An 11,334-nucleotide genomic window follows, 5' to 3' on the forward strand; every position below is an offset into this window, starting at 1 on the left:
ACCCACCGCACCGGGTCACCTACCGCACCGGGCCGCCCAGCACACCGGGCCAACCAGGCCACCGGGGCCTGCCACACCAGCACCCGCCACGCTGGCACCTGTCACGCTGGCACTCAGCACGCCAGCACCCATCACACTGGCGCCCACCACGCTGGCGCTCAGCACGCCAGCCCTCGTCACGCGGCTGGTCAGTTTCCCCTGATCAGCCCTCGCGCGGCTAACTCCGACCCTGCGGCTCCTCGACCGCAGGCATTCACCGCGCCCGCCAGGCACCGGATCTACCGGAGCACTAGGCCTAACGAGGCACCAGACCTGGCGAGGCACCAAGCCTGACGAAGCACCAGACCTGCCCCGGAGCCCCCGCAGTCGCGCACTCCCACACCGGTGGTCCCACCCAGCGCAGACGGCCGCCCCGCCCCACGCGGCAGCCGCTATCCGCCCCGCGTGGCAACCGCTACCCGCGCAGGTGGTCGTCGAGGAGCTCGGTCTCCTCGCCGTAGGCCTTCAACTCCTCCTTCACCACCCCGTACGCCATCCCCTCCGCGTACCCCTTGCGCGCCAACGCCCCCACCAGCCGCCGAATCCTGGTGGTGTCGTCCACGTTCGCCAGGGTGCGCAGCTTCTTGCGCACCAGCTCCCGCGCCCGCTCCCGCTCCGCCTCGTCGTCCACCGCGGCCACCGCCTCGGCGGCGACCTCGTCCGGCACGCCCTTCGTGCGCAGCTCGCGCGCCAGCGCCCGCCGCCCGAGACCCTGGTGGGTGTGCCGGGACCGCACCCACACCTCGGCGAACGCCGCGTCGTCGATCAGCCCGGCGCGGTCGAACTTGCCCAGCACCGTCTCGGCGATCTCCTCCGGGACGCCCTTGCGCAGCAGGGCGTCCCGGAGCTCGACCCTGGTCCGGGCACGTGCGGTGAGCAGCGCGTAGCAGATGTCCGTCGCCCTGCGCTGCTCCTTCACCGGGTCGACGGGCGCCTCGTCGACCGGTTCCCCGTCAGCGGTGAGCTCGGGCTCGCGGCCACGCCACCCCGAGCCCCTCCCACCTCGTCCGCCCCGCACAGCGATCAGAAGTCGACCGGAGCGGGCGCGGTGTCGTCGGCCTCCAGCGTCGCGCCGATGCCGAGCTTCTCCTTGATGCGCTTCTCGATCTCGTTGGCCACGTCCGGGTTCTCCCGCAGGAACTTCCGGGCGTTCTCCTTGCCCTGGCCGAGCTGGTCGCCCTCGTACGTGTACCAGGCGCCGGACTTGCGCAGGATGCCCTGGTCGACGCCCATGTCGATGAGCGAGCCCTCGCGGCTGATGCCCTGGCCGTAGAGGATGTCGAACTCGGCCTGCTTGAACGGCGGGGCCACCTTGTTCTTCACGACCTTGACCCTGGTCCGGTTGCCGACGGGCTCGCCGCCGTCCTTCAGGGTCTCGATGCGCCGCACGTCGAGCCGCACCGACGCGTAGAACTTCAGCGCCTTGCCACCGGTCGTGGTCTCCGGCGAGCCGAACATGACGCCGATCTTCTCGCGCAGCTGGTTGATGAAGATCGCCGTGGTGCCGGAGGAGTTCAGCGCGCCGGTGATCTTGCGCAGCGCCTGGCTCATGAGGCGGGCCTGGAGGCCGACGTGGTTGTCGCCCATCTCGCCCTCGATCTCGGCGCGGGGCACGAGCGCCGCCACCGAGTCGATGACCAGGATGTCCAGCGCGCCGGAGCGCACCAGCATGTCCGCGATCTCCAGCGCCTGCTCACCGGTGTCCGGCTGGGACACCAGCAGCGCGTCGGTGTCGACGCCCAGCTTGCGCGCGTAGTCGGGGTCGAGCGCGTGCTCGGCGTCGATGAACGCCGCGATGCCGCCGTTGCGCTGGGCGTTGGCGACCGCGTGCAGCGCCACGGTGGTCTTACCGGAGGATTCCGGACCGTAGATCTCGACCACCCGGCCGCGGGGCAGGCCGCCGATGCCGAGCGCCACGTCGAGCGCGATCGCGCCCGTCGGGATCACCTCGATCGGCGCGCGGCCGTCCTCGCCCAGCCGCATGACCGAGCCCTTGCCGAACTGCTTGTCGATCTGGGCCAGGGCCAGCTCGAGTGCCTTGTCCCGGTCGGGTGCCTGGGGTGCCATCTGGAGTCCACCTCGGTTTGTCTTGGGTCGCTCGTCGTTGTCGGGGCCGACGGTACGGGCGGGGTACGACAATTTCCGACGGCGGCCCGGTGACCTGCGGGTTTGGGATCACCCGGTTGTGGTTGGCGAGTGTAGCCGAACAGGTGTTCGACCGCGTCGTCGCCACGCCCGGTGGTCAGCGACGGTGCTCCGGGACGTCGAACGCGTCGCACACCGCCAGCCAGATCTCCTTCGCGGGCAGCCCCACGTCCAACGCCTGGTCGGGGGTGCGCCCGCCGAGCGCGGACAGCACGTGCTCGCTGGCCAGCACCTCCGACCTGACCTGCCCGAACTCGTCCGCCATCAGCTTCCGGAACACCGTGTTGCGCATCGCTGCCAGGCTAGCGCGCAGCGGCCCCGGCCCGGACACCGCAGCCGAGGCCCACGTCACCCTGGCGAGGGCGCTTGGAATCACTGGATCGGGAGGGCGGTAGCGGTCGTCGGTCGGCGGCGCGACCCCCGCCGCGAGCGCGGGCGGCGGTTAACCTGGACGGCGTGATCCTCCTCCAGAGCGACCCGACCGGCCTGTCCTCCCCGATCGGCACGATCGCCGTGATCGCGGGCCTGCTGGCCGCGATCGTCGTCGGCGCCCGGCACCTCTGGATGAACCGCAAGCGCTGAACCTGGCCCCTCACCGCACCCGCAGCACCGCCACCACCAGCATCGGGAGCACCACGAACCCGGCCAGCAGCCCCAGCGCGGCGTAGGACCAGGCGGTCACCACCAGCCCGGCCAGCACCCCGCCCAGCGCGCCCGCGCAGTTCATGCACAGGTCGGACAACCCCTGCGCGGCCGTCCGCCGCGCCCCCGCCACGACCTGCGTGAGCAGCGCGGACCCCGCGATCACCCCGGCCGACCAGCCGAGCCCGAGCAGCACCAGCCCGACCCCCAACCGCACCGGGTCGTCCCCCGCCGCGCTGCCCACGAGCGCGGCGGCGGCCACCAGCAGCGCCGCCCCGAGCGCCTGCACCGCCCCGCCGCCCCACCGGTCGACCAACCGGCCCACCAGCGGGCTCAGCCCGTACATCGCCGCGACGTGCAGGCTCACCAGCACCCCGACCAGCGACAACGACCCGCCCGCGTGCCCGACGTGGACCGGGGCCATCGCCATCAGCCCGACCATCACCCCGTGGCTGACCGCGATCCCGACCACCGCCAGCCGTCCCGAGGCGGGCAGCGACCGCCACACCCGACCGCGCGGCCCGGTCTCGACCGGTTCGGCGGCGCTCCCCCGCGCCAGCACCAGCGGGTCAGGCCGCAGGAACCGCAGCACGACCAGCGCGGCGGCCCCGAACAGCACCGCCGACGTCAGGTAGGCCCCGCTCCCCTCGGGCAGCCCGAGCCCGGCGACGACCCGCCCGGCGGGCGCGGCCAGGTTCGGCCCGGCCACCGCGCCGACCGTCGCCGCCCACACCACCAGCGCCAGCGACCGGGCGCGCTCGTGCGGCGCGGCCAGGTCGGCGCCCGCGTACCGGGCGGCCAGGTTCGCGCTGCCCGCGGCCCCGAACAGCACCAGCGACGGCAGCAGCAACTGCCAGGACCCCAGCACCACGGCGACGGCGGCGAGCAGCGCGCCCACCGCGCCCACGCCGTAGCAGAGCACCAGCACCGGCCGCCGCCCCGCGCGCTGGGCCAGCCGGGCCGCGGGCAGCGCGGACACCGCCGCTCCCACGACCGCGCAGGTCTGCGCGAACCCGCCCACCGCCTCCACGCCCGAGAGCGACACGGCGACGAGCGCGCTCAGCGCCAGGCCGGTGGCGACCCCGGAGGACCCGAGCACCTGGCTGACCGCCAGCACCTTGAGCACCCGGCGCTGCACCGGTTCCGCTGCGATGACCACGCGCTTGATCGTCCGGGCGCGCGGGCGCGCGCGGTAGCGGCCGGACGGGGGTCAGGCGCCCGGCTGGACGTTCTTCTCGAAGAAGTCGGCCAGCGCGTCCGCCGTCAGGTCCGAGCTGCCGCTCTTGGTGATGATCCCGAGCAGCGGCCTGCCCTCCGCGACGAAGGTCAGCAGCCCGAGCCCGCCGTCGGCCGAGGCCTGGTAGGTGCCCTCCAGGCCGTTGCCGCCCCAGCGGGCCTTGACCACGTCGGACTTCAGCGAGGCCACGACCGTGCTCGCGTCCCGCTCGGCCCCGGTGATCGTCTCGGTGAGCACGTACTGCACCGAGTAGTCGTCCGCGAAGGCGCAGCTGACGACCGAGCCCTTGACCGTGATCGCGCCGGACACGCCCGCGGTGCCGCCCGCCTTGCACTCGGCGGTGTCGGCGACCGAGCCAGCGAGCTGGCGCAGGCAGGTGGTGAAGCCCTTGTCGTCCTTGGCGGTGTCGCTCTTGCACTCCTCGGCGGTCGGCACGCCCGGCCCGGAGAACGCGACCACGCCGCCCACGACCAGCAGCACCGCGGCCAGCGCGCCGCCGACCGACAGGAGCACCTTGTTGCGGTTGCCCGCCCTCCGCTGCTCGGGGCGGTGCGGCGCGAGGGTGGGGAAGTTGAACTGCTGCGGGCCGTACGGGGCGGTCACGGCGGGGTTCGGGTGCTGGCCGCTGATCGCCGGGTTGACCGCGTAGGGGCCGCTGGCCGCCGGGTTCACCGGGTGCCCGCCGGTGCTCGGGCCGACCTGGTGCGCCCCGCTGACCAGCGGGTTGACCTGGTGCGGACCGCTGCTCGCGGGGGTCTGCGCCGTTCCCTGCGCCGTGATCCCCTGCGCCGTGATCCCCTGCGCGGGCGTGCCCTGATGGGCCATCGGCGTCAGGAAGGCGGTGGTGGCCGACGGCGAGTCGCCGGTCGGCGCGGGCTGCGGGTCGGGCCTGGCCGCGACCCCGTCCCTGGGCACGTGGTGCGCGCCGAGCGCGACGGCCGTCTCCGGCTGGTCGAGGCTGGTCGGGACGACGCCGACCTTCTCGGAGATCATGTTCGCCACGAGCGGGATGCGGCTGGAGCCGCCGACCAGGTAGATGCCCGCGAGCTGGGCGGGCGTCATGCCGGTGGAGCCGATCGTGGCGGCCAGCAGCTCGACGCTGCGCAACATGCTCGGCCGGACCAGCGCCTCCAGGTCCGCGCGGGTGACCAGCACGTCCTCGAACGGCTCCGGCATCGGGACCTCGGTGTGCGGGTGCCGCGACAGCGACTCCTTGGCCGCCCGCACGTCCTCCTGCAGCGCGCGCCTGGCCCGCCGGTCGCCGGTGCTCTCCGGGCGCAGCAGCCGCTGCCAGCGGGCCGGGTCGCGGTGCGCGACCTGGCGGCCGACGTGCTCCAGCAGCGCCTGGTCCACGTCGAGGCCGCCCAGGTCGGGCAGGCCGTCGGAGGCGAGCACGGTGAACCCGTCGCGGGTCGCGCCGACGATCGCCACGTCGAAGGTGCCCGCGCCGAGGTCGTAGACGGCCAGCGCCTGCCCGACGGACAGCGAGGCGTAGTGCGAGGCGGCGGCGACCGGCTCGGTGAACAGCAGGACCTCGCAGTCCGCGCCCGCGAGCCGCGCGCTGGACAGCAGCACGTTGCGCCTGGTCGCGCCCCACTCGGCGGGGTGGGTGAGCCGGATCTCGTCGATCGACTCGCCGCCCAGCTGGCGGTTGGTCTCCTCCAGCACGCGGCGCAGCACGGCGGCGAGGGCGTCGGTCACCGGCACGACGTCGTCGCCGAGCAGCAGCGCGCCCTCGTCGACGCGGCGCTTCGGGTTGGGCTCGAAGCGGGACGGGTCGAGGCGGGCCCTGCGCTCGGCGTCGCGGCCGACGACGAGCGAGCCGCCCTCCTCGCAGTAGATGGCGGAGGGCATGGTCGCGGAGCCGTCCACCTCGACCACCCTCGGTGGCCTGCCGTGCGCGGCCAGTACCGCGACGGTGTTGGAAGTCCCCAGGTCGACCGACAGGACGCGCATGTTCACCTCTCCGTCCGCAAGCGGCGTGATCGTCCCACACCGCGCTGGGCGCCGGTGGCGTCTCGGGAAGATGTCCGACGAGGTGAGATTCACTCCGCCGAGTGAGGCTCATCTTTACTCACGGCGGGTCACCGGGTCTCGGCGGGGGCGGTTCCGACGCAGGTCAGATGACCTTCGGCGGATTCTCCGGTGATCAACTGAAGGGCACCCCCGATAAGTGCGGGGAAACGACGCGGAAGGCCCCCGGAACGATCTTCGCCCCGGTTCTGTCGGTGCGGTCGGTCAAGATTGCCCCGTGGATGTGACGACCGCTTTCTCACCGGCGACCAGGCAGTGGTTCGCCGGTGCTTTCGCCGCGCCGACGGCCGCGCAGGCCGGGGCGTGGCAGGCCGCTGCCGCCGGGGAGAACGCGCTGGTCATCGCCCCGACCGGGTCGGGCAAGACGCTGGCCGCGTTCCTCTGGGCGCTGGACCGGCTGGCGCAGGAACCGCCCCCGGACGAGCCGCGCGAGCGGTGCCGGGTGCTGTACGTGTCGCCGCTGAAGGCGCTGGCGGTGGACGTGGAGCGCAACCTGCGGGCGCCCCTCGCGGGCATCCGGCAGGCCTCGCGCAGGCTGGGGCTGCCGGAGCCCGCCATCGAGGTGGGGATGCGGACCGGGGACACGCCCGCCGACGTGCGCAGGGCGTTCGCGCGCAAGCCGCCGGACGTGCTGGTCACCACGCCGGAGTCGCTGTTCCTGGTGCTCACCTCGGCCGCGCGGGAGTCGTTGCGCGGGGTGCGGACGGTGATACTGGACGAGGTGCACGCGGTGGCGGGCACGAAGCGCGGCGCGCACCTGGCGCTGTCGCTGGAGCGGTTGGACGGGCTGCTGGAGCGGCCCGCGCAGCGGATCGGGCTGTCGGCGACGGTGCGGCCGGTGGAGGAGGTGTCGGCGTTCCTCGCGGGTGGGCGGCCGGTGCGGGTGGTGCAGCCGGAGTCAGCCAAGACGATCGAGGTGCGGGTCGAGGTCCCGGTCGAGGACATGTCGGCGCTCGGGGAGCCGACCGGCGAGGTGAGCGGGTCTGCGGCGGGCGGTGAGCGGCGGACGTCGATCTGGCCGTCGGTGGAGCAGCGGGTGCTGGAGCTGGTGCGGGAGCACCAGTCGACGATCGTGTTCGCCAACTCGCGCAGGCTGGCGGAGCGGTTGACGGCGCGGCTCAACGAGCTGGCGGCCGAGGCGGCCGAAAGCGGTGAGCCCGGTGCGGGCGGCTTTGACGAAGGCTCCGGTCCTGGCGGGTCGGGCTCGGCGGTGGCGCGGTTCCCGGCGGCGGCGGTCGGCCAGTCCGGGGTGACGGTCCAGGAGGGGCCGGTGATCGCCCGCGCCCACCACGGGTCGATGTCGCGCGAGCAGCGCACGTCCGTGGAGGAGGAGCTGAAGTCGGGGCGGCTGCCGTGCGTGGTGGCGACGTCCTCGCTGGAGCTGGGCATCGACATGGGCGCGGTGGACCTGGTGGTGCAGGTGGAGGCGCCGCCCACGGTCGCGTCGGGGTTGCAGCGGGTCGGCCGGGCCGGGCACCAGGTGGGCGCGGTGTCGCGCGGGGTGGTGTTCCCCAAGTTCCGGGGCGACCTGGTGTCGTGCGCGGTGGTGGCCGAGCGGATGCGGGACGGCGCGATCGAGGCGGTGCGGTACCCGCGCAACCCGCTCGACGTGCTGGCGCAGCACGTGGTGGCGATGGTCGCGCTGGAGCCGTGGTCGGTGGAGGACCTGGCGCGGGTGGTGCGCGGGGCCGCGCCGTTCGCCGGGCTGCCCGAGTCGGCGCTGCTGGCGGTGCTGGACATGCTGGCGGGCCGGTACCCGAGCGAGGAGTTCGGCGAGCTGCGGCCGAGGATCACCTGGGACCGGGTGACCGGGGAGCTGCGCGGGCGGCCCGGCGCGCAGCGGCTCGCGGTGACGTCCGGCGGCACGATCCCGGACCGGGGGCTGTTCGCGGTGATGACCCCGGCCTCGGAGTCCAAGCCGGGCTCGCGGGTGGGCGAGCTGGACGAGGAGATGGTCTACGAGTCGCGGGTGGGCGACACGTTCCTGCTGGGCACCTCGTCGTGGCGGGTCGAGGACATCACCCACGACCGCGTGGTCGTGGTGCCCGCGCCCGGTCAGCCCGCGCGGATGCCGTTCTGGAAGGGCGACGCGCCGGGGAGGCCGCTGGAGCTGGGGCGGGCGCTCGGGCGGTTCCTGCGGGAGGTGTCGGCGCTGCCCGAGCCCGAGGCGGTGGGGCGCGCGGCGGCGGCCGGGCTGGACGAGTGGGCGACGGCGAACCTGCTGACCTACCTGAAGGAGCAGCGCGAGGCGACCGGGCACGTGCCGAGCGACCGGGCGGTGCTGGTGGAGCGGTTCCGCGACGAGCTGGGCGACTGGCGGCTCGTGGTGCACTCGCCGTTCGGGGCGCAGGTCAACGCGCCGTGGGCGCTGGCGATCGGGGCGCGGCTGCGGGAGCGGCGCGGGGTGGACGCGCAGGTGGCGCACTCGGACGACGGGATCGTGGTGCGGCTGCCGGACGCGGTGGACACCGAGGGCGGGCAGGCCGTGGCGGGCGCGGAGGACGTGCTGCTCGACCCGGACGAGGTGGAGCAGGTCGTGGTCGCCGAGGTGGGCGGGTCGGCGCTGTTCGCGGCCAGGTTCCGGGAGTGCGCGGCCCGCTCGCTGCTGCTGCCCCGGCGCGACCCGAGGCGGCGCACCCCGCTGTGGCAGCAGCGGCAGCGGGCGGCGCAGCTGCTGTCGGTCGCCTCGAAGTACGAGAGCTTCCCGGTGGTGCTGGAGGCGATGCGGGAGTGCCTGCAGGACGTGTACGACGTGCCGGGGCTGCGGGAGCTGATGGCCGACGTGCGGGCCAGGCGGGTGCGCGTGGTGGAGGTGGAGACGCCGTCGCCGTCGCCGTTCGCGCGGAGCCTGCTGTTCGGGTACGTCGGGATGTTCCTGTACGAGGCGGACACCCCGCTGGCCGAGCGGCGGGCGGCGGCGCTGTCGCTGGACTCGGCGCTGCTGGCGGAGCTGCTGGGGTCGGAGGCGATCCGGGAGCTGCTCGACCCGGAGGTGCTGGAGGAGGTCGAGCGGGCGCTGCAGCGGCTCGCGCCCGACCGGCACGCGCGGGACGCCGAGGGGGCGGCCGACCTGCTGCGCTTCCTCGGCGACCTGTACGAGGAGGAGGCCGCCGAGCGGGGCGTGCGGCCGGAGTGGCTGACGGAGCTGGTGGCGGCGCGGCGGGCGATCCGGGTGCGGATCGCGGGCCACGAGCGGGTGATCACGATCGAGGACGCCGGGCGGGTGCGGGACGCGCTGGGCGTCGCGCTGCCGGTGGGCGTGCCCGAGGTGTTCACCGAGCCGGTGGCGGACCCGCTGGGCGACCTGCTGGGCCGGTCCGCGCGCACGCACGGGCCGTTCCCGGCGGGGCAGGCCGCGGAGCGGTTCGGGCTCGGGGTGGCCGTGGTGACCGGGGTGCTGGAGCGGATGGCCGCGACGGGACGGCTGGTGCGCGGGGAGCTGCGGCCGGGCGGCACGCACACCGAGTACTGCGACGCGGAGGTGCTGCGGCGGTTGCGCAGGTCGTCGCTGGCGAGGCTGCGCTCCGAGGTGGAGCCGGTGGAGCCCGCCGCGCTGGGCCGGTTCCTGCCGGGCTGGCACGGCGTCGGCAGGCGGGTGCGCGGGGCCCCGACCGCGGACGACGTGTACGCGGTGGTGGAGCAGCTGGCGGGCGCGCCGCTGCCCGCGAGCGCGGTCGAGTCGCTGCTGCTGCCCGCCCGGCTGCCCGGCTACCACCCGGCGCTGCTGGATGAGCTGACCGCGACGGGCGAGGTGACCTGGACGGGGTGCGGGGCGCTGGCGGGCGGCGACGGCTGGGTGGCGCTGGCCCCGACCGACGTGGCGGACCTGCTGCTGCCGGACCTGGTCCCGGAGTCGGCGCCGGAGTCGCCGCTGCACACGGCCGTGGTGGAGGCGCTGGCGGGCGGGGCGCTGTTCTTCCGGCAGGTGGTGGACCGGGTGGCGCTGCAGGGCCCGACGACCGACCAGGAGGTGGTCGGCGCGCTGTGGGACCTGGTGTGGGCGGGCCTGGTCACGAACGACACCCTGGCCCCGCTGCGCGCGCTGGTGTCGGGGGGTGGCGCGCACAAGCCGAAGCGCGCGACGCCGAGGGGCCGCTACACCCGGATGCGCGCGACCCGCCCGGACATGCCCAGCCGAACCGGGCCGCCGACGGTGGCGGGCCGCTGGTCGCTGGCGGTGGTCCCGTCGCCGGACCCGACGCGCAGGGCGCACGCGCGGGCGGAGGCGTTCCTGGAGCGCCACGGCGTGCTGACCAGGGGCGCGCTGGACACCGAGCGGGTGACCGGCGGGTTCAGCGCGGTGTACCGGGTGCTGCGCGCGATGGAGGAGTCGGGGCAGGTGGTGCGCGGCTACGTGGTCGAGGGCCTTGGCGCGGCGCAGTTCGCGGCACGGGGCGCGGTGGACCGCCTGCGCGCCTTGTCGGCCCTACCGGGCCGGACGGGGTCGGAGTGGGCGGGGCCGGAACCGAACTGGTCGGTGGAATCTGCCAGGTCTGCTGATTCGGTTGGGTCTGCCGGTTCGGCGGGGCCTGCTGATTCGGCGGGGTTCGGCGGCCCGACGGGATTCGGTGGTTCGGCGGGATTCGGCGGTTCGGCGGGATTCGGCGGTTCGGCCGAGTGGGGTGGTCAGGCGCGATCGGCGGGTTCGGCGGTGTCCGGGCCTACCGCCGTGGTGCTGGCGGCGGCGGATCCGGCGCAGCCGTACGGGGCGGCGCTGTCGTGGCCGGAGCAGGTTGGTGGCGGCAAGCACCGGCCGGGGCGCAAGGCGGGGGCGTTGGCCGTGCTCGTCGACGGGGAGGCCGTGCTGTACGTCGAGCGGGGCGGGAAGTCGCTGCTGTCGTTCACCGAGGAGGACGAGCCCTTGCGTGCCGCGGCGCAGGGGTTGAGTCGGGCGGTGCGCGACGGGTGGCTCGGGCAGTTGTCCGTGCAGCGGGCGGACGGGGATGTGGCATTGGGTTCGAAGTTGGCGGGCGTGCTCCAGGAAGCGGGGTTCCGGGCGACTCCGAAGGGGCTCCGGCTGCGAGCCTGACCGGTCGGGCGGTCGGGCGGTCGGGCGGTCGGGCGGCCAGGCGGCCAGGCGGCCAGGCGGCCAGGCGGCCAGGCGGCCAGGCGGCCAGGCGGCCAGGACCACACCGGATACCGCCGCTGGTCCGTGTGAACAGCCATCGTTGGGGTGTGCCCATGGCATGACTGCTGGGTCGCGCCATGGCCTCGGCATGGCCATGGTCTCGGCGCGG

General features: G+C 74.8%; 7 protein-coding genes. 2 read left to right on the top strand and 5 right to left on the bottom strand.

Features of this window, described 5'->3' with window-relative positions:
* Window positions 1–454: 454 nt before the first annotated feature.
* The 3 genes from ACTUAL_RS19500 to ACTUAL_RS19510 all read right to left on the bottom strand — a co-directional run bounded on the left by ACTUAL_RS19500 (window position 455) and on the right by ACTUAL_RS19510 (window position 2,476).
* Window positions 455–958: a regulatory protein RecX gene (locus tag ACTUAL_RS19500; RefSeq protein ID WP_015800262.1), complete on the bottom strand. Its 504-nt coding sequence runs from the start codon at window positions 956–958 to the stop codon at window positions 455–457.
* Between the two features lie 104 nt (window positions 959–1,062).
* Entirely contained in the window at window positions 1,063–2,106 is a 1,044-nt protein-coding gene (recA, locus tag ACTUAL_RS19505) for a recombinase RecA (RefSeq protein WP_096492038.1), read from the bottom strand.
* A gap of 175 nt (window positions 2,107–2,281) precedes the next feature.
* The gene (locus tag ACTUAL_RS19510) at window positions 2,282–2,476 is read right to left on the bottom strand and encodes a DUF3046 domain-containing protein (protein ID WP_015800260.1); all 195 of its coding nucleotides are present in this window, start codon (window positions 2,474–2,476) and stop codon (window positions 2,282–2,284) included.
* A gap of 164 nt (window positions 2,477–2,640) precedes the next feature.
* Between ACTUAL_RS19510 and ACTUAL_RS19515 the strand changes: the two genes are divergently transcribed.
* Window positions 2,641–2,766, top strand: coding sequence for a hypothetical protein (locus ACTUAL_RS19515; RefSeq protein ID WP_256373867.1), 126 nt, complete (start codon window positions 2,641–2,643; stop codon window positions 2,764–2,766).
* Window positions 2,767–2,776: 10 nt separating this feature from the next.
* On the opposite strand, the gene ACTUAL_RS19520 is transcribed toward ACTUAL_RS19515, so the two are convergent.
* Together ACTUAL_RS19520 and ACTUAL_RS19525 are read right to left on the bottom strand one after the other, a co-directional pair.
* Window positions 2,777–3,985: an MFS transporter gene (locus ACTUAL_RS19520; protein ID WP_440901257.1), complete on the bottom strand. Its 1,209-nt coding sequence runs from the start codon at window positions 3,983–3,985 to the stop codon at window positions 2,777–2,779.
* A 51-nt stretch (window positions 3,986–4,036) separates the two neighbouring features.
* On the bottom strand, window positions 4,037–6,019 hold the full coding sequence (locus tag ACTUAL_RS19525; protein WP_440901258.1) for an Hsp70 family protein: 1,983 nt from the start codon (window positions 6,017–6,019) through the stop codon (window positions 4,037–4,039).
* A 295-nt stretch (window positions 6,020–6,314) separates the two neighbouring features.
* On the opposite strand from ACTUAL_RS19525, the gene ACTUAL_RS19530 reads away from it, so the two are divergent.
* Window positions 6,315–11,126, top strand: a complete 4,812-nt coding sequence (locus ACTUAL_RS19530) for an ATP-dependent helicase (RefSeq protein ID WP_440901259.1) — start codon at window positions 6,315–6,317, stop codon at window positions 11,124–11,126.
* Window positions 11,127–11,334 lie beyond the last annotated feature (208 nt).

It is taken from the genome of Actinosynnema sp., assembly GCF_052038725.1.

What these genes read in the sequence shown, in the direction of transcription:
- recA (WP_096492038.1), bottom strand. Translation starts at nt 2,106, where the DNA reads ATGGCACCCCAGGCACCCGACCGGGACAAGGCACTCGAGCTGGCCCTG.
- ACTUAL_RS19510 (WP_015800260.1), bottom strand. Translation starts at nt 2,476, where the DNA reads ATGCGCAACACGGTGTTCCGGAAGCTGATGGCGGACGAGTTCGGGCAG.
- ACTUAL_RS19525 (WP_440901258.1), bottom strand. Translation starts at nt 6,019, where the DNA reads ATGCGCGTCCTGTCGGTCGACCTGGGGACTTCCAACACCGTCGCGGTA.